The organism is Arthrobacter sp. TJ-170, assembly GCF_058269305.1.
In genome coordinates, this window is the sequence record NZ_JBZCNL010000004.1 from 177,816 (window position 1) to 203,292 (window position 25,477).

General features: G+C 65.5%; 20 protein-coding genes. 11 read left to right on the plus strand and 9 right to left on the minus strand.

The window, feature by feature from the left end:
- Positions 1–65 precede the first annotated feature (65 nt).
- The 7 genes from AC4D1W_RS09545 to purM all read left to right on the plus strand — a co-directional run bounded on the left by AC4D1W_RS09545 (position 66) and on the right by purM (position 7,610).
- A complete protein-coding gene (locus tag AC4D1W_RS09545) occupies positions 66–1,613 on the plus strand; it encodes a molybdopterin-dependent oxidoreductase (protein WP_490898597.1) in 1,548 nt (515 codons plus the stop codon).
- 96 nt (positions 1,614–1,709) lie between these two features.
- Entirely contained in the window at positions 1,710–2,714 is a 1,005-nt protein-coding gene (locus tag AC4D1W_RS09550) for an asparaginase (RefSeq protein ID WP_490890038.1), read from the plus strand.
- A 2-nt stretch (positions 2,715–2,716) separates the two neighbouring features.
- Positions 2,717–3,106, plus strand: a complete 390-nt coding sequence (locus AC4D1W_RS09555) for a sterol carrier family protein (protein WP_490890041.1) — start codon at positions 2,717–2,719, stop codon at positions 3,104–3,106.
- The gene (locus AC4D1W_RS09560) at positions 3,103–4,551 is read left to right on the plus strand and encodes a DUF2079 domain-containing protein (protein WP_490898598.1); all 1,449 of its coding nucleotides are present in this window, start codon (positions 3,103–3,105) and stop codon (positions 4,549–4,551) included. Before AC4D1W_RS09555 ends, AC4D1W_RS09560 begins: the two co-directional genes overlap by 4 nt.
- 18 nt (positions 4,552–4,569) lie before the next feature.
- A complete protein-coding gene (locus tag AC4D1W_RS09565; RefSeq protein WP_490890047.1) occupies positions 4,570–4,863 on the plus strand; it encodes a hypothetical protein in 294 nt (97 codons plus the stop codon).
- 66 nt (positions 4,864–4,929) lie between these two features.
- Positions 4,930–6,489, plus strand: coding sequence for an amidophosphoribosyltransferase (gene purF / locus AC4D1W_RS09570; RefSeq protein ID WP_490898599.1), 1,560 nt, complete (start codon positions 4,930–4,932; stop codon positions 6,487–6,489).
- Positions 6,486–7,610 (plus strand): phosphoribosylformylglycinamidine cyclo-ligase, encoded by a 1,125-nt coding sequence (gene purM, locus AC4D1W_RS09575; protein WP_490890050.1) that lies wholly within the window; start codon positions 6,486–6,488, stop codon positions 7,608–7,610. The genes purF and purM overlap by 4 nt, the downstream gene beginning before the upstream one ends.
- A 100-nt stretch (positions 7,611–7,710) precedes the next feature.
- Here purM and AC4D1W_RS09580 read toward each other — a convergent pair whose 3' ends face one another.
- Positions 7,711–10,752, minus strand: a complete 3,042-nt coding sequence (locus AC4D1W_RS09580; RefSeq protein ID WP_490898600.1) for an endo-1,4-beta-xylanase — start codon at positions 10,750–10,752, stop codon at positions 7,711–7,713.
- Positions 10,749–11,888: an endo-1,4-beta-xylanase gene (locus AC4D1W_RS09585; protein ID WP_490898601.1), complete on the minus strand. Its 1,140-nt coding sequence runs from the start codon at positions 11,886–11,888 to the stop codon at positions 10,749–10,751. The genes AC4D1W_RS09580 and AC4D1W_RS09585 overlap by 4 nt, the downstream gene beginning before the upstream one ends.
- 178 nt (positions 11,889–12,066) lie before the next feature.
- Between AC4D1W_RS09585 and AC4D1W_RS09590 the strand changes: the two genes are divergently transcribed.
- Positions 12,067–13,089, plus strand: a complete 1,023-nt coding sequence (locus AC4D1W_RS09590) for a LacI family DNA-binding transcriptional regulator (protein ID WP_490898602.1) — start codon at positions 12,067–12,069, stop codon at positions 13,087–13,089.
- Positions 13,090–13,163: 74 nt separating this feature from the next.
- Here the strand turns inward: AC4D1W_RS09590 and AC4D1W_RS09595 are convergent, their stop codons facing one another.
- Genes AC4D1W_RS09595 through AC4D1W_RS09610 form a run of 4 tightly spaced genes read right to left on the minus strand, consistent with a single transcriptional unit; the run spans position 13,164 to position 18,590 of the window.
- Complete coding sequence (locus AC4D1W_RS09595; RefSeq protein ID WP_490898603.1) at positions 13,164–15,509, minus strand: beta-xylosidase/alpha-l-arabinosidase; 2,346 nt, start codon at positions 15,507–15,509, stop codon at positions 13,164–13,166.
- Positions 15,510–15,511: 2 nt separating this feature from the next.
- On the minus strand, positions 15,512–16,330 hold the full coding sequence (locus AC4D1W_RS09600) for a carbohydrate ABC transporter permease (RefSeq protein ID WP_490890061.1): 819 nt from the start codon (positions 16,328–16,330) through the stop codon (positions 15,512–15,514).
- Complete coding sequence (locus AC4D1W_RS09605; RefSeq protein WP_490898604.1) at positions 16,330–17,277, minus strand: carbohydrate ABC transporter permease; 948 nt, start codon at positions 17,275–17,277, stop codon at positions 16,330–16,332. The genes AC4D1W_RS09600 and AC4D1W_RS09605 overlap by 1 nt, the downstream gene beginning before the upstream one ends.
- Before the next feature lie 8 nt (positions 17,278–17,285).
- Positions 17,286–18,590, minus strand: coding sequence for an extracellular solute-binding protein (locus AC4D1W_RS09610; protein ID WP_490898605.1), 1,305 nt, complete (start codon positions 18,588–18,590; stop codon positions 17,286–17,288).
- Positions 18,591–18,750: 160 nt separating this feature from the next.
- On the opposite strand from AC4D1W_RS09610, the gene AC4D1W_RS09615 reads away from it, so the two are divergent.
- Positions 18,751–19,809 carry a LacI family DNA-binding transcriptional regulator gene (locus AC4D1W_RS09615; RefSeq protein ID WP_490890067.1) on the plus strand — a complete coding sequence of 353 codons (1,059 nt, stop codon included), beginning with the start codon at positions 18,751–18,753 and terminating at the stop codon, positions 19,807–19,809.
- A gap of 147 nt (positions 19,810–19,956) precedes the next feature.
- On the opposite strand, the gene AC4D1W_RS09620 is transcribed toward AC4D1W_RS09615, so the two are convergent.
- Complete coding sequence (locus AC4D1W_RS09620; RefSeq protein ID WP_490890069.1) at positions 19,957–20,184, minus strand: DUF3073 domain-containing protein; 228 nt, start codon at positions 20,182–20,184, stop codon at positions 19,957–19,959.
- Positions 20,185–20,459: 275 nt separating this feature from the next.
- On the opposite strand from AC4D1W_RS09620, the gene AC4D1W_RS09625 reads away from it, so the two are divergent.
- Positions 20,460–21,218: a hypothetical protein gene (locus tag AC4D1W_RS09625; RefSeq protein ID WP_490898606.1), complete on the plus strand. Its 759-nt coding sequence runs from the start codon at positions 20,460–20,462 to the stop codon at positions 21,216–21,218.
- Positions 21,218–21,703: a septum formation family protein gene (locus AC4D1W_RS09630; RefSeq protein ID WP_490898607.1), complete on the plus strand. Its 486-nt coding sequence runs from the start codon at positions 21,218–21,220 to the stop codon at positions 21,701–21,703. The genes AC4D1W_RS09625 and AC4D1W_RS09630 overlap by 1 nt, the downstream gene beginning before the upstream one ends.
- Before the next feature lie 41 nt (positions 21,704–21,744).
- Here AC4D1W_RS09630 and clpB read toward each other — a convergent pair whose 3' ends face one another.
- Positions 21,745–24,342: an ATP-dependent chaperone ClpB gene (gene clpB, locus AC4D1W_RS09635; RefSeq protein WP_490898608.1), complete on the minus strand. Its 2,598-nt coding sequence runs from the start codon at positions 24,340–24,342 to the stop codon at positions 21,745–21,747.
- A gap of 118 nt (positions 24,343–24,460) precedes the next feature.
- A complete protein-coding gene (locus AC4D1W_RS09640) occupies positions 24,461–25,459 on the minus strand; it encodes an aldo/keto reductase (protein ID WP_490898609.1) in 999 nt (332 codons plus the stop codon).
- Positions 25,460–25,477 lie beyond the last annotated feature (18 nt).

Below are 25,477 nucleotides of genomic sequence, written 5' to 3' on the forward strand. Positions count from 1 at the left end.
TCCGAACACTCAGTATGAAAACCGATCGCACGTTCAGGCGTAGCGCCTCATCAGCAGTACTCCCGATGTTCGCCGGAATTCTGGCGGCAGGGCTGGTGCTGGGCGTCGCTGAACTGATCGGTGCGTTCCTCTCACCCCGATCCGCGCCGCTGATCGCGCTGGGTTCAACCTTCATCGACTTCACGCCATCGTGGCTGAAGGACTTCGCGATCGACACCTTCGGCACCAATGACAAGCTTGCGCTCTTCATCGGCATGGCTGTCACGATCATCGTCCTCGCCGCCGTCCTCGGCTACCTGGCCTGGCGGCGCTGGATTTTCGGCGTCGCGGGTGTCCTGCTCATGGGCGCCGTGATGGTCGCCGCCGTCGTCTCCCGCGCCGGGGCCTCCCCGCTCGACGCGGTGCCGTCGGTCGTGGGCACGCTGGCCGGCCTCGCCGTGCTGCGGTGGATGATCCGGAAGCTGCATGCTTCCCAGCCCACCACCGCAGCCGCAGAAACCAACGACGACGACGCCTTCAGCGCCGCTCATGCGGCACCGGGGCGCGCCGTCAGCAGGCGAGTGTTCTTCGCCGCAGCGGGAGTTACCGCCGTCGTCGCCGCCGCCACAGCAGCGGGAGGCGCAGTAGTCAGCGGAATCCGCAACACCGTGAACATGGCCCGTGAGCGACTGAGCTTCCCGGCGCCCGCGAGCCCCGCGATGCCGGTGCCGGCGGGAGTGGACGTGGACCTTGACGGGGTCGAGCCGTGGCTCACACCGAACCCCGACTTCTACCGGATCGACACCGCACTCCAGGTACCCACCATCGACGTCGACACCTGGGAACTGCGCGTCCACGGCATGGTGGAGGAGGAGATCCGGATCAGTTTCCAGGACCTCCTGGACTCGGAACTGATAGAGCGGCACATCACCCTCACCTGCGTATCCAACCCGATCGGCGGGGACCTGGTGGGCAACGCCAAGTGGCTCGGCTACCCGATCCGCAAGCTCCTCGAACGCGCCCGCCCGACAGAGGGCGCGGACATGGTCCTGTCCACGAGCACCGACGGCTTCAGCGCTTCCACTCCCCTGCCCATCCTGCAGGACGAGCGCGACGCCATCCTCGCCGTCGCGATGAATGACGAGCCGCTTCCGCTCGAACACGGCTACCCGGTGCGCATGGTGGTCCCCGGGCTGTACGGGTACGTCTCGGCGACCAAGTGGGTGGTTGACCTCGAGGTGACCCGCTTCGCCGACGCCAGGGCGTACTGGACCGACCGCGGCTGGTCCGAGCGCGGCCCCATCAAGACGCAGTCGCGGGTCGAGGTACCACGACCCTTCGCCAACGTCCCCGCCGGAGCGCTCCGCGTCGGCGGCACCGCCTGGGCGCAGAACCGCGGGATCGACAAGGTGGAAGTACAGGTCGACGACGGTCCCTGGGAAGAAGCCACCCTGGCAGCCGAGTACACAGTGGACACCTGGCGGCAGTGGACACACGAGGTGCAGCTTGAGCCCGGTTCACACCGGATCCGCTCACGGGCCTATGACCCGGACGGCGTCCAGACCGAAGAACGCGCGGACACGGTTCCGGACGGCGCGTCGGGCTGGCACACGGTCCAGTTCTCGGCAGAGTAACCGCGCCTCCCGACTTGTGCCGCCGGATGACCCTCCGCTCCGGTGGGCACGAGGCACGTCGGGAACGAGCAACGGATGATGCGCAATACTGGAAGCATGCCCTCCACCTTCTCTTCCTCCAGCGCGGTTGATCTCGCGGTCCTGGAGCGTAACGGCTTCATCGAGTCCCGCCACATCGGCTCCGCCGTCGTAATCGCGGCGGACGGCACCACCGTCACGGAACTTGGGGACGTAAACGCGCCGATCTTTCCGCGCTCCACCCTGAAGCCGTTCCAGGCCCTGGCGTCCATGCAGGCGGGCGTTCCGCTGCGTGGACCGCAGGTGGCCCTGGCAGCGGCCAGCCATGTGGGCAGCCACGAGCACATGGACGTCGTGAAGTCCATGCTCAGCGCAGCAGGGGTCACCGAGGATGATCTGCAGTGCCCGGCCGACTGGCCCCAGGACGAGGAAGCCCGCCACTGGCTGATCCGCAACGACAAGGGGCGCCAGCGCCTGGCGTTCAACTGCTCAGGCAAGCACGCCGCGTTCCTGTGGGCCTGTACCGAGAACTCATGGGATCACAAGACCTACCTCGACCGCGATCATCCCCTGCAGCAGCGGATCGCCGGGGTCATCGAGGAATACACGGAAGAGCGGATCCAGCACTGGGCGGTTGACGGGTGTGGAGCTCCGCTCGCTGCCGTGTCCCTCACCGGGCTGGCGCGCGGTATCGGCAAGATCGCCAAGGCCCCCGGAGACAAGAACGCGGACGCCCGCGCGGCCACCATTGCAACAGCCATGCTCGACTATCCCTGGGCCGTTCACGGACACGGCCGGGAGAACTCCGTGGTCATGGAGGACCTCGGGATTCTCGCCAAGAACGGCGCCGAGGGTGTCCTTGTGATGGCCGCGCCCACCGGCGTCTCCATGGCGCTCAAGGTTCTGGACGGCAACATCCGGGCCACTACGCTCGTGGGGCTGACCCTCCTTGCCGCCTCCGGCGCACTCGACGCCGAATCGGTTGCTCCCGTGCTGGAGAAGGTTGTGCAGCCTGTGCTCGGCGGCGGCGAGCCCGTGGGCAAGCTGCGCCTCGCCGCTCCGGTCATGGCCCTGTTGGACTGACCATGGCACGACGGCGTATCCCTGCGGCAGCCGGTGACGCTGCGGTCCGCGCGGTGGCCGCCGGCAGCACCGACCGCACTGAACGGACGACGGCGGTGCGCTACTCCCTGGAGGAGCTCGCCGCCCGCGCACCCGGCAACAGCGTGGAGGTGCGGGTGCCCCCGCTCGGCGTCACCCAGTGCGTTGAAGGCCCCCGCCACACCCGCGGGACTCCGCCCAACGTCATCGAAACGGATGCAGATACCTGGCTCGCGCTGGTCACCGGCGAACTCCGTTGGACCCAGGCCGTTGCGTCCGGGGCCGTCCTGGCCTCCGGCCAGCGGGCCGACCTGTCGGCACTGCTGCCCCTCTTCCCGCATCCAGCGCCCTCCCCTGCCTCGGGTCCGGCATGATCCTCGAGCGCGAGCGCTCTACCCAACCGAACTTCCTGGTCCGGGGAGTTCGCCGCGTACTCGCCGCTGTCCGATGCCAACCGGTCGAGGCCTGGGCGGTTGCCGGAGTGGTCACTGCCCTCTACACGGTCTTCTCCATTGCCCAGTGGAACAGGCTCGATACCCCGTCCTGGGACCTCGGCATCTTCACGCAGCTCGCAAAGGCGTATGCAGGCTTGGAAGCGCCGATTGTGCCCATCAAAGGCCACGGGTTCAATCTCCTCGGAGACCATTTCCATCCGCTGCTCATCATTCTGGGGCCTGCGTACGCGATCTTCCCCTCGGGGCTGACCCTGCTCATCCTGCAGAACCTGCTGGTGGGGTGGTCGGTCCTGGTCCTCACGCGCCTGGCCGTGCGGCATGTCGGACGTGTTCCGGGGTTCTTCCTCGGAACGGCCTACGGCCTGTCCTGGGGGATCCAGGGCGCCGTCGCCGTGCAGTTCCACGAGGTAGCACTGGCGTTACCGCTGTTGGCTCTGGCGCTGGCGGCGTACATCGAGGGCCGGCTCCGCACCGCCGTCGTCGCCGGCGCCCTGCTGGTGTTCGTGAAGGAGGACATGGGGCTGACCGTGTTCGCCTTCGGGCTAGTGCTGGCCTGGCGTTTCCGTGACCGGTTCCAGGCGGGCCTGTGGCTGGCGCTCTGGGGGCTCGCCTGGGTGGTCCTGTCGGTGCGCGTCATACTCCCGGCGCTGAACAGCGGCGGAACCTACGACTACTCCGACGGCATCGACGTCGACGCGCTGCTGGCCAACCCTGTCAGCACCATCTTCACCATGCTCACAGCCGTGGAAAAATACGAGACGCTGTGGCTGCTCCTGATCACCGGCGGGTTCCTGTTCCTTCGCTCGCCCCTGGCCGTCGTGATGCTGCCCACCCTGGTGTGGCGCTTCGCTGCCGAGAATCCGTCCTACTGGGGCACGGACTGGCACTACAACGCCGTGCTCATGCCCATCCTGTTTGCCGCACTCATCGACGCGATCCTCGCCGCCCGCCGCAGCAGGCGAGGCTGGCTGCGCTCGTATAGCGCCGCCGTCGTACCCGTTGTCACCGTGGTTGCGCTCATGCTGCTGCCGGGCGAGCCGCTCGGCGCGCTGGAAAAGCCTGAAACCTTCCAGCAGTCACCACGCTGGGACGCGGCGCACCGGATGATGGACCGCATCCCGGCGGGATCCACCGTGGAGTCGGGGGTGGTGCTCATGCCGTACCTGGTGCCGGATACGGAGGTGTATTGGATCGGCAACGAGAATCCGGCACCGGATTACCTCGTGGTGGACGCCGAGGACTGGAGCTGGGGGCCCACGCGTCCTGCCAGCGCGGAGCAGCACGCCGAGGAGACCTACCCGGGTGAGGACTACACACTTGTCTTCGATGAGGCCGGTTACCAGCTGGTCAAGCGCGGGAGCTGATCCCGGTAGCCTTTAAGCATGAGTTCGCAGCAGCCTCCGCAGCGCCGTCAGGTCACCATCCGACGGGCCCCTAAATTCGCTCCGTTCATGGGACTGGGAGCGTTGATCGGGTTCATCGCCGCGCTGATCGTGGCCTACACCGGTCCTGCTGATCCCACGCTCACCCGGGAGTCTGTGCTCGGCTTCTTCACCGTGGTTTTCGCGGTCCCCGGACTCCTTGTGGGCGGTCTCATGGCACTGCTTCTCGACCGGATCAGCGTCCGCCGCATGAAGCAGGCGACGGCGGAGCGAACCAACGACGACGACGTGTGACTGACCGCTCCGTTATGTGACGGGGACGCGAGATGGAGCACCATTACGCCGTGAGAGAATAGAGCAATGGTGCGCGGTGACGGACAGCTTTCCCACGATCTACTCCCCAACGAAAAAGGCCCCCAGGATGCCTGCGGCGTCTTCGGCGTATGGGCTCCCGGCGAGGAAGTCGCCAAACTTACGTACTACGGGCTCTACGCCCTCCAGCATCGCGGGCAGGAGTCAGCGGGCATAGCCACCAGCGACGGCACCCGGATCAACGTCTATAAGGACATGGGGCTGGTCTCTCAGGTATTCGACGAGGCCACACTGAACACCCTCACCGGCCACATCGCCGTTGGTCACTGCCGCTACTCCACCACCGGCTCCTCCAACTGGGCCAACGCGCAGCCCACGCTCGGCGCAACCGCCGCCGGGACCGTAGCGCTTGCCCACAACGGCAATCTCACCAATTCGGCAGACCTGTACCAGACGGTCCTCAAGCGCCACGGCAAGCCCCGCTCCGGTGAGATGGCGCAGGGCAACACCTCCGACACCGCACTGGTCACCACGCTGCTCGCCGGTGACGACGGCCGCTCCCTCGAGGACACGGCCATGGACCTGTTGCCCACGATCGAGGGCGCCTTCTGCTTCGTGTTCATGGATGAGGGCACGCTGTACGCTGCCCGCGACGCCTACGGTGTACGCCCGCTGGTGCTCGGCCGGCTCGAGCGCGGTTGGGTTGTCGCATCGGAGCAGGCGGCGCTCGCCACCGTCGGCGCCAGTTTCATCCGGGAAATCGAACCGGGTGAGTTCATCGCCATCGATGAGGGCGGCGTCCGCTCCCGCCGCTTCGCACCGACGACGGCGGCCGGTTGCGTCTTCGAGTACGTCTACCTCGCGCGCCCGGACGCCGCCATTGCCGGCCGCTCGGTGTACGACTCCCGCGTGGAAATGGGCCGACAGCTCGCCCGGGAGAACCAGGCCGAGGCCGACGTCGTCATCCCGGTTCCCGAGTCCGGAACACCGGCAGCAGTTGGGTTCGCGGAGGAATCCGGCATCCCCTTCGCCCACGGGTTCGTGAAGAACGCCTATGTGGGACGCACCTTCATCCAGCCCAGCCAGACGCTCCGGCAGCTGGGCATCCGGCTGAAGCTCAACGCGCTGGAATCGGTGATCCGCGGGAAGCGGATCGTCGTAGTCGATGACTCCATTGTCCGCGGCAACACGCAGCGCGCCGTCGTGCGCATGCTCCGCGAGGCCGGCGCCGCCGAAGTGCACGTGAAGATCTCTTCCCCGCCGGTTCGCTGGCCATGCTTCTACGGGATCGACTTCGCGTCGCGCGCCGAGCTGATCGCAAACGGTGCCGCCGTCGACGAGATCAGCAAGTCCATCGGCGCGGACAGCCTGTCCTACATTTCGGAAGACGGCATGATCGAGGCCACGAAGCAACCGCGCGACCGTCTGTGCACGGCATGCTTCACCGGCGACTACCCCATCGCGCTGCCCGAGGAAGACCGCCGCGGCAAGAACCTCCTTGAGAGGGTCGATCCCGCCGAGAAGCCGGGCGCCACCGGATGCGATCCCGGGCCGGGCAACGAACTTGAAACCCTTTTGACCGAAGCTGACAAGAAAGAGCGGGTATGACCTCTTCTGACCCCATCACCTATGCAAGCGCCGGAGTAGACGTCGAAGCCGGCGATCGGGCGGTGGAGCTCATGAAGGACGCCATCAAGGCCACCCACTCGGCCAACGTGGTGGGCGGCGTCGGCGGATTCGCGGGTCTCTATGACGTTTCGAAGCTCCTGACCTACCGCAAGCCCCTGCTCGCGACCTCCACCGACGGTGTGGGCACCAAGGTGGCGATTGCGCAGGCCATGGACATCCACGACACGATCGGTTTCGACCTCGTGGGCATGGTGGTGGACGACATCGTCGTGGTCGGTGCCGAACCGCTGTACATGACTGACTACATCGCCTGCGGCAAGGTTGTCCCCGAGCGCATCGCCGCTATTGTGCGCGGTATCGCCGCGGCCTGCTCGGTTGCCGGCACGGCTCTGGTGGGCGGAGAGACCGCCGAGCACCCCGGGCTCCTGGGCGAACACGAGTATGACGTCGCGGGCGCCGCCACCGGTGTGGTCGAAGCCGACGCCCTTCTCGGCCCGGACCGGGTGCGGGAAGGCGACGTCATCATCGGCATGGCCTCCTCCGGCCTGCACTCGAACGGCTACTCGCTGGTCCGCCGGGTCATCAACCAGGCCGGCTGGGCACTGGACCGTCAGGTGTCCGAGCTCGGACGCACGCTTGGTGAGGAACTCCTTGAGCCCACACGCGTTTACGCGGCCGACTGTCTCGATCTCGCCCGCCACTTCCCCCTCGATTCCGACGGCGCCGTCCACGGCTTCAGCCACGTGACCGGCGGCGGCCTCGCTGCCAACCTCGCGCGGGTCCTTCCCCGGGGACTTGAGGCAACCGTGGACCGCTCGACCTGGTCACTTCCGCCGGTCTTCAGCCTGGTTTCAGAACTCGGCAGCGTACCGCTGCCGGACCTGGAGCGGACATTGAACCTCGGGGTCGGGATGGTCGCTGTAGTCTCCGCCGCGGGCGCCGACGACGCCGTAGCACGCCTCAATGAGCGCGGTGTACCCGCGTGGGTCATGGGCCAGGTGGCCGGTGCCTCCGGTGAAAGCACCGACGGGCCGGACTACGTACAGGGAGCCAAGGGAGTCGACGGCGGCGCGGTGCGGCTGGTCGGCGCGTACGCCTGATTTCTGCGACTCGCAGACACTACGAAGCCCCTGCACTCCTTACGTGGAGTGCAGGGGCTTCGCAGTGCTCAGCCGTTCAGCGGCAGCCCGGCAGAATCCCTCAGGACTTGCCGGCCTGTTTGCGCGTCACGACGATGTCGAACGAACTTGTCCGGGTGTTACCCGCTTCGTCCGTGGCCGTGCAGGTCACCGTGGTGATCCCGACCGGGAAGCGGCTGCCAGTCCCGGGCGCACAGTTCAGCGGCACCACGCCGTCGAGGGTGTCAATGGCAGACGGAAGGTTGTACTTCACCTTGGCGCCGCTGGCACCATTGGACACCACTGCGATGTCCGACTGGCCCGCGATCCGCGGCGGGAGCACATCGTCCGGACGCGCGGGCAGCCTGGCCGGGTCGACGATCCCCCAGTAGGCCGGAGTGACCTGCAGTTCGTCGTCGAACGGAAGCGGCTGTTCCCAGGGCCGGGCCATGGGCCAGGTCCGCAGCCAGGTACGGGCGTTGCTGATACCCCAGAAGGTCACAGCATCAACCGACTCGTTGTGTTCGCGCAGCATGGCGAACAGGTCCCGGTAGTAATACCCGACTTCCGCCGCTGCGTCCTCATCATTCTCGAATGCAGGACTGTACGGATCCTGGGGTGCGCCACTCACGTCCGCTCCCTGGTTCTCCGTGGACGCGTTGACGTCCAGCTCCGTGATGGCCTGCAGGAGTTCCGGGTTCGCGGCTTCCACCGCCTTGATCGAGTCCTCGAGCCACTGCACGGGGCGCGCGACGTCGACGTGGGCCTGGTGCCCCACCCCGTCAATCGGTACATTCCGGGCCTCGAGTGCGCGGATCAGTTCGAGGTAGTCTGCCCGTTTCTCCGGCATCTCGGTGTTGTAGTCATTGATGAACAGAGCCGCCTGCGGGAAGTAGCGGTCCGCGAGGTGGAACGCCTCATCCACGAAGGTTTCCCCGAGGACCTGGAACCACCGGCTGTCCCGCATGTCATGAGGGTTGGCGGTGTCGCCGTCGGCAATGGTTTCGTTGACCACGTCCCACGCCCAGATAGGGCTGTTCCCGTCCGGGTAGCGGGCATTGATGTGATCCGCGATGCCCTTAATGTGAGCTTCCATGCGTGCCTTGAGTAGCGCCTGGTCCTCCGGGCTGTTGGTGAGATCACGCTCACCGTCCTTGAAGAACCACGCCGGGGTCTGCGAGTGCCAGGCCAGCACATGTCCGTAGACCTGCACATTGTTGGCGTCCGCGAAGTCCAGCAACTGGTCCAGCTGCGTGAAGGCGAACTGACCCTCGACCGGCTGCACGCTTTCCGGCTTTCCCGCGTTCTCCGGGGTGAAGGCATTGAAATGCTTGCGCACCAGGTCGGCAGCGGTGCCGGCGGTTTCCCGCGCATCGATGGCTACGCCGACGTGTTCAATGCCCTGGGCACCGAGCACGTCCTTCAGCGCCGGCACGTCTGTCTGGATCGGCTTTTCGGTGATCGGGGCGAGGCTGAAGTCATCCAGCAGGAAATAGACTCCTGTCTCTCCCTCGACATAGACCTGAGCCTTGTCGGCCGCCGCACCGAGCGTGTAGGTGCCCTTGAGTTCCGTCCAGCCGTCTGCCGTGACCATGGCGCCGGCTCCCGCAACGCCCTCATAGGCGCTGCCCCCGCCGTTGTCCCGCTGCACGGAAATCTTGAGCGAGGCCGGGGACTGCCCCGGCGCCAGCTTTGCCCAGACGGAGATTTCCACTGCGGCGCCGACAGGCAGGCCCGCCGTCACGTCGAGCGCGGCCCCGTGCCAGGGTTGGGTGCGGTTGGTGACGAGGAGACTTCCGGTGCCGGTGCGGGCGTCCGCGCTGGGCGCTACCTCCACGCCGTCGCCGCGCGCCGTCCAGCCGTCAGTACCGGTTTCGAAGCCGGAGGTGATGCCGCTGAACCCCTCGGTTCCGGCGCCGCCGCGCGGAAGGGTGAATGTCCAGCCTTCGGCGAGCTTTTCGCTGACGACCGTCGTCACGGCGCGGACCGTGTTCGTGCGGTCACCGCCGCCGTCGTGCGCCAGCACCACCGCGCCGGGGGTGAAGGCCGCGCGAACGTTTGCCGTCAGGGTTGCCTCGCTGAGATCGTTGCCGTCCCAGTCGAAGATGACGTTGCCGAGACCCAGCGGCTGCATTCCGAGGGCCGCTGCCACCTCGCCGGTGGCGCCCCAGCTGCCGTTGGGGGCCCGGAAGTAGGGCACCGGCAGGGTGGGATCGCCCGCAGCGTCCCGGATGATCCGCAGGTTCTCCTTGAGGTCAGTCTCGATCTGCGCCTGAGTCCAGGACCCCATGTCGGCGTAGGACGTTCCGTGGTTGCACAGTGTATGTCCTTCGGCAACGATCCGCCGGAGCAGTTCCGCACCGCCTGCGGCCTGGATATTCTGCCCGATCACGCAGAACGTCGCGGTGATCCCCTTGTCACGCAGGAAGTCGAGCACGGCTGTCGTCTCACCCGGGTTCGGCCCGTCATCGAACGTAAGGGCAACTGCGTTTCCCTCACCGCGCGCGGCTGCGAGCGGTGAGGTCGTGGGGCTGACCGCTCCGCCGGGAACGAAGGATGGATCGGGAGCGAGTTGCCAGGTGCCGCCGTCGGCCGGGGCGGCCGTGCCGGTGATCACGACGTCGTCCACGAGGTAGTCATAGGGTGCCCCGAGGTCTCCAGTTCCGAGATAGGCCCGCAAGGTTGTCGGATCGGCTCCGGCGGGGGCGTTGAACGTGCCGCTCACAGTGGTCCAGGCGTCAGCGGAGACGGTGGTGTTGCCTACCCAGCTGTAGGCGGGCTCAACGACGAAGCGTGCCGACGTCGTCGTCCCGGCGGCTGCTGACAGCTTCACCTGCGCGGAGAAGGTGTAGGTGCCTCCTGCCTGCAGGAGGCTTGCCGGTGTCTTGATGCCGTCATAGTCGTTCGTCCTTCCCTGCACCAGCAGTGCCTTATCACCGTCGGCGTCCACCACCGAGAGTGCCGGCCCGCCGTTCTGCGTCAGCGGACTGAAACTGCCGTCTTCGAAGTCTTCGCTCAGCAGCACCGACGCTTCCTCCGCCTGCGCAGCCGGCAGCGCGAGCGCGCCGGCTCCCGCGATCAGGCCGAACGCCGTGGCGCCCGCAACGAGACGCCGCTGCCTCATCGGTTACCCCGGCCCGGAGATGCCTGCTCGAGGGTCTCCTGCAGTGCGTAGTAGGCGGGTTTCCGGGTGAAGTCGTTCCACATGACCGTTGCTTCTCCTTCGCCCGCAAAGAAGACGGGAACCCAGGAGTACTTGTCGACGAAGCCCCAGATGGTGAAGGAATTGCACTCCTCCACCGCCACGCAGGCTTCCAGGGCCCGATCATAGTAGCTTGCCTGCTTCTGCAACTGGGCCGCCGTCGGGGTTGTGCCCGGTGCGATGTCCATGCGCACGTCGATCTCGGTGATTGCCGTTTCGAGCCCGAGATCGTCGAAGCGCTGGAGGTTCGCCTGGAGGTCCCCGGGGAAGCCGTAGCGGGTGCTGAGGTGCCCCTGGATGGCGAAGCCGTCAACCGGAACCCCCTGCGCCTGCAGGCGAGGGATGAGTTCGAGGTAGGCGTTGCTCTTGGCGTTGATGCCCTCCACCCCGTAGTCGTTGAAGAACAGCTTGGCCTTGGGGTCTGCCTCATGGGCCCAGCGGAAGGAGTCAGCGATAATTTCCGGTCCGAGTTCACGGATCCAGATGTTGTCCTTGGTGCGCAGCGTCCCGTCCCCGTTGAAGATCTCGTTGGCGACGTCCCACTGCTGGATCTTGCCGGCATACCGGCCTACGACCGTCTGGATGTGCTCCTTCAGGATTGCCCGCAACTCATCCTTGGAGAAATTGCCCTCCTCAAGCCATGCTGGGTTCTGGCTGTGCCAGAACAGGGTGTGGCCGCGGACCACCTGCTTGTTCTGCTGTGCAAACTCCACGATCGCGTCCATCTCAGCGAAGCGGTAGGTATCCCGTTCAGGGTGGACAAATTCCCACTTGAGCTGGTTCTCGGGGGAGACGGAATTGAATTCCGCCGCAAGCCGCTCCCGGTATTCCTGATCGAAAGTGAACGGGTCCGGGTAGGGCTGGGTTTCGTGATGACCGCCGCCGGCTACGGCTGTGCCGATTTTGAGATCCTGCGGCGCAACCCAACGGAGGGTGTCCTGCTTCTCAAGTCCGGGGGCCTGCGGAGCCTGGCGCTGCTCGGCGAGGGCCGGAAGCGCCGTAGGAAGAATCAATGCCGATGCGAGGACCGCCGCGGCAAGGGACTGATGGACCAACATGTGCTCTCCTTTGAGGTGCCTGGTGCGGCTGTCCGATACCTCGATCGGAACTTTTCCGGAACTTTCCGGAACTACCGCTGTTGTATGTTAGGAACGCCGCACGCATGAGGTCAAGGGTGCGGCCGAAAAATTATCCGGGGCACCTTCGTCCGCTCCCGGAGCGCACAGGAGGAAGACCTTGCAGGACAACGCCCAACCAGCCGTCACGATCTCGGCGATCGCCGCGGCAGCAGGGGTCTCCATTCCCACTGTGTCGCGTGTCCTGAATGGCCGCTCGGACGTCGCTCCGGCGACGCGCGAGCGCATTGAGAACCTGCTGCGTGAGTACGGTTACCGCCGCCGCGGCGTGCAGGCGGCGCCGTCGAATTTGGTGGACCTGGTGTTCAATGATCTCGACAGTCCCTGGGCCGTCGAGATCATTCGCGGCGTTGAGGAAGCCCTCAATGCAGAGGGCATGTCCGTCGTGGTTTCGGCAATCCACCGCCGCGGCGGAGCTGATTCCACACGCAAGTGGCTCGACGCGCTCGGCGCCCGGACCAGCGACGGCGCCATCCTCGTGACCACTGACCTGGATTCGTTTCTCCACGCGGAGCTTCAACGGCTCAACCTTCCGGTGGTGGTGGTGGACCCCGCCGGTGTGCCGGACCTTGAGGTGCCCACCATCGGCGCGACCAACTGGACCGGAGCAGTGACGGCAACCGAGCACCTGATCCAGCAGAACCACCGGCGCATCGGGTTTGTCGCCGGACGGCCGGGACTGTGGTGCAGCCGGGCACGATTGGACGGGTACCGGGCAGGGCTCGAAGCCGCAGGCATCACAGCCGATCCCGACCTCGTGGTCACCGGAGACTTCGATTACCCCTCGGGTTTCGCTGCGGGAACCGAACTCCTCTCCCATCCGGACCCTCCGACGGCAATTTTCGCCGCGAGCGACCAGATGGCCCTCGGCGTATACGAGGCTGCGCGCCAGCGTGGCCTGCGTATTCCGGATGACCTCAGCGTGATCGGGTTCGACGACCTGCCTGAAGCCGGATGGGCCTCTCCGCCTCTCACCACGGTGCGACAGCCGCTCTCCGAAATGGGATCGCTTGCGGCGCGCACGCTCGCCCGGCTGGTTCGCGGAGAATCCGTGGAGAGTCCGCGGATCGAACTCTCCACCAAGCTCGTCACCCGGGCCAGCGTGCGGGCGATCAGTTCCTGACGCAACCCTGCCGGGGAGTGGAGCGGCAGACCGCCGTCGGTTGGCGGCGACGGTCTGCCGTGCTTATTCGGACCCTACAGACTCTCTATCCCCACTTCACAGTGAAGCCGCCTGGTATGGTCCACAACCCGGGTCTCCCCGGTGAGGGTGAGGGGGGCAGTCAGCCGGATGTCGCTGCTGGACGCTCCGAACCGGAGCTCCAGCTCCCCTGGTTCGACGATGCGCAGGCCGTCCCGGCCGGTAAACGCCGTCACGTCCGCCGGGACGGTGAATGCCACCCGCGCTGATGAGCGCGCAGCGAGCGGAACCCGCGCGTAGGCGACGAGCCGCTGTACGGGGCGAACCACCGATGCCACGGGATCGTGCAGGTACAGCTGAACGATCTCGACGCCGTCGCGCCCACCTGTATTGGCCACCTGCACGCTGACCGTCACCTCGCCGTCAGTCGGCGCGGAAACGGCGTCCGCTTCCAGGTTCTGCCAGGTGAATTCGGTGTAGCTGATTCCGTGGCCGAAACCGAATGCGGCTGTCGGGTTGATGTTGGACACGCCGCTCGCCTGTGCCAGCGGAGCGGCGAGATAGGTGGAGGGTTGGGCTCCCGGAGTGCCCGGGACACTGACGGGCAGGCGCCCGCTTGGATTGATCCGCCCGCTGAGGACACCGGCCACGGCCGCTGCACCCTCTTCACCGGGGAAGAACCCCTGCACGACGGCGGCTGCCTCACGTGCGGCTGCTCCGAGGGCATACGGTCGCCCGGTCAGCAGCACAACGACGACCGGCTTGCCCGTCCCGAGCAGCTCGTCGAGCAGTTGCTGTTGAACTCCCGGGAGCGAGAGGGACTCTGCGTCGCATCCCTCACCGCTGGTTCCACGCCCGAAAAGACCCGCCCGATCGCCGAGCACGGCGATGACCACGTCTGCGCCCCCGGCAACCGCGAGCGCTTCGTCGAACCCGGTGGTCGCGGTCCCGTCGATGGTGCAGCCGGCAGCCACAGTGATGTCACTGGCGGGAAGCTCCCGGTGCAGCGCCTCGGCGACGGTCGGAATGGCAAGTCCCAGTTCAACCTCCGGGTGCTGTTCACCGACGTGGGCCGGGAAGGAGTAACAGCCGAGGAACGCGCGGTGTGTATCGGCGTTCGGTCCGACAAGGGCAACCCGTGGGGTGAACGCGAGCGGCAGGATGCCGTCGTTCCGAACCAGGACGATGGACTGCTCGGCCAGTTCGCTTGCGACGTGCCGGCCGGCCGCCGTGTCCAGGTCGATGACCGGCGTCGTGGCGGGCTCCGTATCGGTGAGAGCCGGAGGAATGGGTGACCATTCCGGATCGAGCAGGCCGAGGTCGAGCTTCTGGCGCAGTACCCGGCGCAATGCCCTGTCAACGATGTCTTCCCCCAGCCGCCCGCCGTCGATCTCTGCGATCAGGTGCTCACCGAAGGCGTGGATGGTAGGAAGCTCGACGTCGACTCCGGCGGTGAGGGCGGCAGCAGCTGCCTCGCCCAGAGTCGCAGCCACGCGATGGAGTTCCTTCAGGAAGGCGATCCCGAAATAGTCGGCGACCACCGTGCCGTCGAATCCCCAGGTGTCCCTGAGGAGCCCGGTGAGCAGCGAGCCGTCCGCTGCGGTCGGGATGCCGTCGATATCCGTGTAGGCATGCATGACGGAGCGCACACCGGACTCCCGGATCGCCATCTCGAACGGCGGCAGCAGGACATCTGCCCGCTCGCGCTCACCGACCGAAACCGGTGCCAGGTTGCGCCCTGCCTTCGACGCCGAGTAGCCGACGAAGTGCTTGAGGGTGGCAACGATCCCAGCCTGTTCAAGTCCCTGCACATAGGCCGTCGCGATGGTCCCGATCAGGTATGGGTCCTCGCCGATGGTCTCCTCGACCCGGCCCCAGCGCGCATCCCGGACGACGTCGAGCACAGGTGCAAGGCCCTGGTGTACGCCGACGGACCTGAGGTCCGCGCCGATGGTGGAGGACATCGTGCGCACCAGGTCAGGATTGAACGTGGCTCCCCATGCCAGGGGCACCGGGTACGCCGTCGCCTTCCATGCTGCGAACCCGGCCAGGCACTCCTCGTGGACGAGCGCCGGAATACCGAACCGGTTGGCTGCCACGATCCGCTCCTGCGTGCGCTGCAGGGAAAGTGCGCCCAGCCCCGGTTCCACCGGAGCTGTCCCGAACGGACGCGTCAGCTGTCCAAGGCCGTGGGGCAGAAGCTCGTCAAGGTCGACCGCCTCGTTCATGTCGTTCTGATGGGGAGCCACCTCCCCGCCCTCCGTGTTGGCGCCGACCCAGACGCCGACGAGCTGGGCGATCTTCTCGCGAAGCGTCATCGCCCTGATCAGGGCTTCGACCCGGTCCTCCGGTGCCGCCGTGGTGTTACGCCAGAGGGCGTCGTGCAGTGTTGTTTCAGTCATGGTTACTTTCCGCCAGCGCCCATGAGGCCCTGGACAAGCGCGCGGCGCGCAAACAGATAGACAAGCAGGACGGGCACCATCGAGAGGGTTACTGCGGCCAGCAGCCCCGGGATGTTGACGCCGTACTGGGTCTGGAAGTTGAAGAGACCGAGGGTCACCACGCGGGTACTCTCGGACTGGGTGAGGATGAGGGGAAAGAGGAACCCGTTCCATGCCTGCAGGGCAGAGAAGACGGCGATTGTCGAAATTCCGCCTTTGGACAGCGGGAGGACCAGGCGGAAGAAGGCACGCGCAGGGCTGGCGCCGTCCATGGCCATGGCCTCGTACAGCTCTCCTGTTATGTCGCGCATCGTTCCGCTGAGGATCAGCGTGCAGATAGGTAGCGCGAACGCTGCGGTGGGAAGGATGACGCCGATCAGGTTGTCGTACAGGCCAACGGTGTTGATGAGGTAGAACACCGGCACGATCACCGCCTGCGCCGGAATTGCCAGGCCCAGGAGGAAGAAGCGGAATACGAAGGACGCTCCGCGGCTCCGGCTGCGCACAATCGCATAGCTGAGCGGCGGAACAAGCAGCAGAACAATGCCGACCACTCCGGCCGTCACGACGACGGTATTGAGGAAGTACCGCCCGAACCCGCTGGTGATGGCGTCCACGTAGTTCTGCAGCGTGAAGCTGCTCGGGAGGGCGAGCGGTCCACCGTCACCAAATTCGGCGCGTGTCTGGAAGGTCCCGGACAGCATGACGTAGAGGGGAAGGGCGACGATCAGCAGCCAGATGAAAGAGCCGACGCCGGCAAGGTAGTTGGGACGGGGCTTCATTACACTCCCTCCAGAGAGCTGGTCATCTTGTCGTAGCCCGAGACCTTGACGACCACCAGCGATATCGCGGTTGCCACGATCACAAGTACGAGGGCGATTGCGCTGCCGACGCCGAAGTCGAAGCTCTGGAACGCCTCCTGGTACATGTAGAAGGCGGTGATGGTGGTGTCGGTGCCCGGCCCGCCGTTGGTCAGGATGAGCACAGTTTCGAACGTGGTCAGGCCGCCGACGACCATGAGGATAATCGAGGTGATCGCCGTGTTCCGCAGCTGCGGCAGGGTGATCGAGAAGAACTGGCGCACAGTTCCGGCACCGTCGATGGACGCCGCCTGGTAGAGCACTGATGGAATGGACTTCGCTGCGCCCTGGTAGATCAGGGTATGGAACGGGGTGAACTGCCACATTCCCACGAAGATCAGGACACCGATGGCGCCGGCCTGGCTGCCGAGCAGGTTTCCGTCGCCGAACAGCCAGGGCATCTGCCCTGGAATCCCGAAGTTCGGGTCAAGGAGCGCCCGCCAGAGTACGGAGATCGCAGCGGAAGAGAGCAGCAGCGGAACGAAGTAAATGGCGCTCAGGATTGCGCGGTTCCGCTGGTTACCCGCGGCCCAGACGCCGAGCAGGATGCTCAACGGTGTCTGGGTGATGACACCGAGCACGATGAAGAGCAGGCTCAGCCAGAGGCTCTTGAGCATCACGGGATCGGCGATGAGCGCTTCCCAGTTCTCGAAACCCACGAATTTGGGGTCACCGAGGCCGCTCCAGGAGGTGAAGGACAGGACCGCCACCGCCGCGAGCGGAACGAGAGCGAACAGCGCGAAGAAAATGGTGGCCGGTAGTGCCCAGGCAAAGCCGGGGCGTCCCACGGAGGAGGCGCCCGAGCGGGCCGGGCGGCTCACGGTGGAGCCGCCCGGCGCTGGACGCCTGCGGGTAGCAAGCGTTGTCATGGTGTTTCCTAAAGGCTCTGCATGGCCTTGATGAAGCCGTCTTCGTCGATCTGGCCGTTGAAGAACTGCGACACCGCGGTGTGGATGGTCACGGTAGCCTCGGGCGGGTAAGCCTGATCCCAGGAGAGCTGGAAGTTCGGCGCGTCCTGTACGAGGTTGAACTGGTACTTGGCGTACTCCGGATCGGCTGCCTCGTCGAGGAACTTCTCCGTGTTGGTCGTGGTGGGCAGATTGCCGATAGCCACCTGCTCGTGGACGAACTCGTCCGAGTACATCAGCTTCAGGAACTCGGCGACCTCTTCGGGATAGCGGGTGTCCTTGTGGACGGAGTAGAAGTTGTTGGTATTGCCGGCGAGGTTCTTCGGATCGCCCTCGCCGCCCTCGATCGCGGGGAATTCACTGTAACCGAGGACGTTTTCCGCGAACTCGGGGTCCGAGTCCTGGTGGGTCGCGTACGCCCACGAGCCCATCACTTCAAAACCTGCGCGGCCGCTGGAGAGCAGTGCGGGCGAACCGCCGTCGGTGAACTTGACGGAGTCGAAGTTGGTGCCGAAGGCGCCCGCGTCAATCAGCTCACGCAGCATCCCGAGTGCCTCACGACTTTCATCGGAATCCCAGACGCTGGTGTCGCCGTCGAGTGCCGCCTGGAACAGTTCCGGTCCGGCCACACGGTCGAAAACGTATTGGAACCACATCTGGGTGGGCCACTGGTCCGCCCCGCCCAGGGCAATCGGCGTGACACCGATTGCCTTCAGTTTCTCCACGGCGTCCAGCAGTTCATCCCAGGTGGCTGGCGGTGCATCGATGCCCGCTTCCTTGAGTACCTCGGAGTTGTTGAACAGCATGACCGGCTGCGTACCGCGCATCGGGATGCCGTAAGCCTTGCCATCGATGACCGCCGTCTCGAAGACCGAGGAAAGGAATGCTTCCTTCAGCTGCGGATCTTCCTCAATGAACTCGTCGAGCGGCATGAGAAGCCCCGCGTCCACGAAGTTCGCGATACTGCCGCCGCCCCAGTTGAAGAACACGTCCGGCGCCGAGTCGGTATCAATGATGGTCTGCAGCTTGCTCTGGTAGTCCGCGCCGGGGATGGTGTCGAGGACGACCTTCACGTCGGAGGTGGCATTGAACTTGTCCACCATGGACTGCTCGACCTTGTTGCCTGCATCACCGTATACCGCGACGTGAATTTCACCTTCGGGGCGATTGGACGCGTCGCCGCCTCCCCCGCCGCATCCGGCGAGCGTCAGTCCCAGCATCATGACAGCGCTGCCGGCAATGCCCCGCGCCATCCAGGTTCGGTTGTTCTTCATCGAACGCCTTTCGAAAGTTTCGATAATTATACCGAAAGTTATGTGACGCCCCGAGTGTATATATCGGTTCTCACAAAGTGCAAGGCGAAAAGGTGCGGGCGGTCACATAATGCGATGAACAGTTCATTGCGTTGGAGAGTGGCGGAGGTAAGCTGACGACATGTCGAATCCTGTGGAAGAACCACGCGTTACCCTCGCCCAGCTTGCGACAGCGGCTGGGGTTTCGCTCTCGACGATTTCAAAAGTGCTCAACGGGCGCGCGGACGTGTCCCCGAAAACTCGAGCGAAAGTTGAGAAGCTGCTCGAAGAACATGGGTACCGGCGTCGGCAGGCTTCCACTACCCGGACAGGCCTCGTCGAACTCGTCTTCCACGAACTTGAGAGTGCCTGGGCGCTCGAATTGATCCGCGGCGTGGAGAATGTGGCGCGCGAACACGGGATGAGCGTGGTTCTGACGGAAACCGGTACGCGCCAGGCGCCGGGAGCTGAGTGGATCGAGGGCGTCATGTCCCGCCGGCCGGCCGGCGTTGTCCTCGTCTTTTCGGAGCTGCCACAGGACTTCCGGCAGAAGCTCGATGCGCGTGGGATCCCTTTCGTGATCATTGACCCGGCCGGAGATCCCGCGCCGGACGTTCCGTCCGTGGGCTCCGCGAACTGGGCCGGCGGCATGATGGCCACGCGCCACCTGATTGAACTGGGACATTCCCGTGTGGCGGTCATCAGCGGACCTGAGGACATGATGTGTTCGCTGGCCCGGGTGGACGGCTATCGCTCCGCCATGAATATGGCCTCGTTGCCGATTGATCCTGAATTAATCAGGTACGGCAACTTCCACGTCGACGGCGGGAGGGACCATGCCTTCGCGCTGCTGCGCGGCGAACAACCGCCGACCGCAATCTTCGCAGGGAGCGACCTACAGGCGCTGGGCGTCCTCGATGCGGCCCGGCAGCTCGGACTGCGCGTGCCTGAGGAACTCTCGATTGTCGGCTATGACGATCTGCAGCTGGCACAGTGGTCCAGCCCCGCCCTGACGACAGTTCATCAGCCGCTCATCCAGATGGCGGAGGAAGCCACCCGGATGGTCCTGCGCCTACGCGAGGGCGAGCGCCCCAACAACCTCAAACTGGACCTGGCCACCAGCCTCGTGGTGCGCCAGAGCACTACCCGGCCGGCGGAGCAGCGCCAGGGCGATGTGCCCCGGATGCGACAGCAAGCCTGAGCACAGGCAGTACTCGCGGCCGCGGGGGCGGTTATGGAGCTGACCCACCTGGACACCGCGATAGAGAAAGCCAACACAAAACGGCGCACCGCCCTCAAAGGGGATCGATGCGCCGTTTGTTAAGTGAAATCCGACGGCCGAGCGAGCTTAGCCGATGCGGCGGGAGCCGCCGTCGTCCTCTTCATCATCGAACTCGTCCGCGTACTTGTCCTCATACGCCGAATAATCCGGTTCAACCGGGTCATCGCGGCGGGAGGCACGACTACCGGGGCCTGTGAGCTCACGCTGCAGCGCCGAATAGTCTGTGGCCGGGCTAAAGTACTTCATGTCCCGTGCCTGCTTGGTGGCTTTCGCCTTCTGACGGCCGCGCCCCATGGCGTGACCCCCTTTTGTGCGTCGATCCGGAGGTGGTCGCCGGGCCTTGAGAATAAAGGCGCAACGAGGCCCCGGAGTATCCGGTCAATGTGTCGTACGTATAGATTACATGGTTTCACAGGTCCGACGTGCTGGCCGACGCCGTTGCTTCCCGCAATAGTTGTGCGGTTATCCCCCGCCCATGCGGAAAAGCCCCATAGTTGGCTAGAGTCGTGGGGTACTTTGGACCAGAATCAGCCCGTCACCGCGGCAGGCACATGAAAGGGCAGTTCACTATGAGCGATCAGCCGGACAAGCCGGAGGATGGCGATTCCGCAGCGGGCGAAGCCGCTGTACCGGAACCGGAACTCCTGAGCGCTGACGACGTTCGCCTCTCCGACCCGGATGTCTCCGCTGATGCGGTTGAGCCGACCCTCAACACAAGTGCGGAGGAGCTCCGTCTGAGCGAGCCGACCCTCGAAGGGGCGGAGATCAGCGACGATGTGGCCGAGGCCGCTTCGCTGGAGGAGGCAGCCGCAGAAGCCGATTCGGTCGCCCAGGAAGCCGAGAATGTGGGGACGCTCGTGGCCGGCCCCCGTCCGGCCGAGGACCCTGCTGAGGGTGCAGCACCCTCGGGCACTGCACCTGCCGGAGGCACTGCCGGCGATGCGGGAGGCGCTCCGGGCGATGCAACCGATCTGCCCGCGGGGATCCCCGCACCGCCTGCTGATGGTCCGGGGAAAGCCGGGCAAGAGAAAAACGCAGATCAGTTGCCTGACAGCCCGCCGACCTCTCCCGCTACCGACACCTCGGCCGCGGAGAACACAGCTCAAGAAGACGCAGCGTCAGAAGACAAAGCTCCTGACGCACCTTGGGCGCAGCCTTTCCCTCGCCCCCATCCGCAAGCTCCGGGAAGCCCCGTACCACCCGTGGGCGGCGCCTACGGTCTGCCCCCGGCGAACCCTGATGCCCCTGCACCCACCCGCATTCGGGCGCGTGCGGCGGGACGATCCTCGAAGGGTTCGAAACGAAAGATGCTGATTTTCCTCGCATAGTGGGTCTGCTGGTGATTGCCCTGCTGATCTTCGCGATCACGGGCATTGTCAACGCATTGGCGTCAGGCGATTCGGCGGCAGGGTCTACTCCGAACACCACACCGGGCGCTGACGGAATCATTGCCGAGAACATCTCGCCGCTGGAACTGGGCGCCGGTGCCTGCATCCTCGGATTCGATTCGGTGGACGTCAGTGCCGACGTCACAACGGTCTCCTGCACCACGCCGCACAACGCCCAGCTGCTGGCGACCACCAGCTTTTCCGAGGATGCGGATTTCCCCGGGGAAGCCGCGCTGACCGCCAGCGGTGATGACCTGTGCAACTCGGTGCCGATCGACGAGAACGCGGCCGCCGGTTACCCGGAACTCACGCTCACCCAGGTCACCCCAACCTCGGGGACCTGGGCCGATGGCGACCGGCGTATTGACTGCTTCGTGGTTTCCGACGAAGGCAACGTCATCACGGACACCCTCCTCGCCGAGTAGCCCGCCGCTTGCGCTGGACAGACGGGCTGACAGAGGCCGCGTTATTCCCTCACACCGGTAACCGTCAGCCCTTCTGCTCCGTCCGCTGCGCGATCCACACGGACCTTGTCGCCGTCGTTGATCTCGCCGGCCAGCAGCCCGCGGGCCAGGCGGTCGCCGATCTCGCGCTGCACCAGGCGGCGAAGCGGCCGGGCACCGTACGCGGGGTCGAAGCCCGTGAGCGCCAGCCACTCCCTCGCCGCATCGGTGACGTCGAGCGTGAGTCGGCGGTCCTGAAGGCGACCGGCGAGAGCCTGCACCTGCAGATCCACGATTCGCGACAGCTCCTCGAGGCTCAGTGCGTCGAACATGATGATGTCGTCGAGCCGGTTGAGGAACTCCGGCTTGAAGCTCACGTTGACGATTGACATGACGGCGTCCCGCCGGGCCGATTCGTCGAGCGTCGGGTCCACCAGGAACTGGGAGCCAAGGTTCGAAGTCATCACCAGGATCACATTGCGGAAGTCCACTGTGCGCCCCTGGCCGTCGGTGAGCCGGCCATCGTCGAGCACCTGCAGGAGGATGTCGAAGGCTTCAGGATGGGCCTTCTCAACCTCGTCAAGCAGCACAACACTGTAGGGCCGGCGCCGGACCGCCTCGGTGAGCTGTCCGCCTTCGTCATAACCGACGTAGCCCGGAGGTGCCCCAACCAGCCGCGCGACCGCGTGCTTCTCGGAGTACTCGGACATGTCGATCCGGATCATGGCGCGCTCGTCGTCGAACAGGAACTCCGCGAGCGCCTTGGCGAGCTCGGTTTTGCCGACGCCGGTGGGACCAAGGAACAGGAACGATCCGGTGGGACGGTCCGGGTCCGAGATACCTGCGCGGGCACGGCGCACAGCGTCGGAGACCGACGCGACTGCTTTCTTCTGCCCGATCAGGCGGTTCCCGAGGTTCTCCTCCATATGCAGCAGCTTCTGGCTTTCGCCCTGGAGCATGCGCCCGGCTGGAATGCCGGTCCACGCGGAGATGACCTCAGCGATGTCCGACGCGGTGACTTCCTCCGCAACCATCAGATCCGGCGAGTCAGCGGACCGCTCCTCCTCAGCCTGTGCAGCATCCAGCTCTCGCTGCACCTGTGGGATCTCACCGTAGAGAATGCGCGAAGCCGTCTCAAAGTCGCCCTCGCGCTCGGTACGCTCCTGCTGCGAACGCAGCTCATCCAGCATTGCCTTCAGGTCGCCGATGCGGTTCAGTCCGGCTTTCTCAGCCTCCCACCGGGCGTTCAGCGCGGCAAGCTGCTCCTTACGGTCGGCCATGTCCGCGCGGAGAGCCGCAAGTCGCTCCGCCGAGGCCTCGTCGGATTCGCTTTCCAGCGCCAGCTCCTCCATGGTGAGGCGGTCGACGACCCGGCGCAGCTGGTCAATCTCCTCCGGGGCGGAGTCGATCTCCATACGCAGGCGGGACGCCGCTTCGTCCACGAGGTCAATCGCCTTGTCCGGCAACTGCCGGCCCGAGATGTACCGGTTGGACAGCGTAGCGGCCGCAACCAGCGCCGAGTCGGCAATTGAGACCTTGTGATGCGCTTCGTAACGCTCCTTGAGCCCTCGCAGGATGCCGATGGTGTCCTCGACACTCGGCTCACCCACATAGACCTGCTGGAAGCGGCGTTCCAGCGCGGCGTCCTTCTCGATGTTTTTGCCGTACTCATCCAGCGTGGTTGCGCCGATCAGCCGCAACTCACCGCGGGCAAGCATGGGCTTGAGCATATTGCCGGCATCCATGGATCCCTCGGAGGCGCCGGCTCCGACGACGGTGTGCAGCTCATCAATGAAAGTGACGACCTGGCCGTTGGAAGCCTTGATCTCTTCGAGTACGGCCTTGAGCCGTTCCTCGAACTCGCCACGGTACTTGGCGCCGGCGATCATCGAACCAAGGTCCAGGCTGATGAGCGACTTCCCCCGCAACGACTCAGGTACGTCACCGGCAACCATGCGCTGGGCCAGGCCTTCCACGACGGCGGTTTTGCCGACGCCCGGTTCACCGATCAGCACCGGGTTGTTCTTGGTACGGCGCGAGAGCACCTGCACCACGCGACGAATCTCGGTATCGCGGCCGATCACCGGGTCCAGCTTGCCCGAGCGGGCAATCTCCGTCAGATCTACGCCGAACTTCTCAAGCGCCTGGAAGGTGTTCTCGGGATCCGGACTGGTTACGCGCCGATCACCGCGCACCCCGGGAAGCGCAGCGAGAAGGGCATCCCGCGAGGCGCCTTCTTCACGCAGGATCCTGCCGGTGGCGCCGGAGTCAGCGGCGAGTCCGAGCAGCAGGTGCTCGGTGGATACATAGGAGTCGCCGAGTGACTCCGCCTCCTGCTGCGCGGCCGTGATGACCTGCAGCATAGGCCGTGAGAACTGTGCCTGCGCTACAGACGAGCCCGACGACGACGGCATGGCCTTGATCGCGGTGCTCGCCTTGACGCTGACGCTGTCCGCGCTGATACCCGCGCCCGAGAGCAGCGCGACAGCCACGCCTTCGCGCTGGTCCATCAGCGCTTTCAGCAGATGCGCCGGCTCCACCTGCGGGTTGCCCGCGGTGGAGGCATTCATAGCGGAAGCGTTCAGAGCTTCCTGACTTTTGGTGGTGAACTTCGTGTCCATGCTGGCCTCCCTGCAATACCACAACGACTAAGTTGAGTGTACTACGCTCAACTTTCGTGCGCAGCGTCGCGAGCCCGTTTTCACTTCAGGCGAACCCACCTTGATGCTCCGGCCCGGTTCAAACCTCCCGACCTTTGGAGACCCAATTGGGGTCGGCGCTGCGCTCCCCCACGACGAGATCGGCTGCGGCGTCCAGGACGTCACAATCCGCCTCGGAGAGAGTGATCGAAAGAGCACCGATGTTCTCGTCGATGCGCTCGGGCTTGCGGGTGCCGGGAATCGGAACTACCGGGAGCCCGAACCTGTGGCCCTGCTGCGCAAGCCAGGCCAGCGCAACCTGCGCGGGCGTAGCACCGGTGCTGACCGCCACTGACTGGACAGCCTCCACCACGGCGGCATTGGCCTGCATCGCATCGGCGCTGAATCTCGGCACGCGATGACGGAAATCACCCTCTGACAGGGACTGGGATTGGACCGCGCCGGTGAGGAAACCCCGCCCGAGCGGCGAATAGGGCACGAACCCGACACCGAGTTCGGCGGCTCGCGGCACGACCTGGCGTTCGACGTCCCGGCTCCAGATCGACCACTCGCTCTGCACAGCGGCGATCGGGTGCACGGCGTGGGCGGCGGCGAGCTCGTCCGCAGTGACCTCGGACAGGCCCAGGTGGCGCACCTTCCCAGCTGTGACGAGCTCAGCCATTGCGCCGACTGTCTCCTCGATCGGCACCGAGGTGTCCCGTCGGTGCATGTAGTAAAGGTCGATGACGTCCGTTCCCAACCGCCGCAGGCTCGCCTCAGCCGCGCTTCGGACATAGGCGGAATCACCGCGTATGCCGGTGTAACCCGCAGCCGGGCTTCCCTCGATGCCGAACTTGGTGGCAACTTCCACCTCGTCCCGCCGCTGGGCGAGCAGTTCGCCCACGAGCTCCTCATTACTGCCTGCACCGTAGATGTCCGCAGTGTCGATGAACGTCACTCCTGCATCGACGGCGTGATGGAGAGTCTTCAGGGCCTGCTGCTGATCGAGTCCTCCGTAGACCTCGGTCAGCGCCATGCCGCCGAAACCTTGTGCGCTCACGGTGAAGCCGGCCGCCAGTTCAGTTCGAGTAAGGGTCATGCTCTCGATGGTATTCCG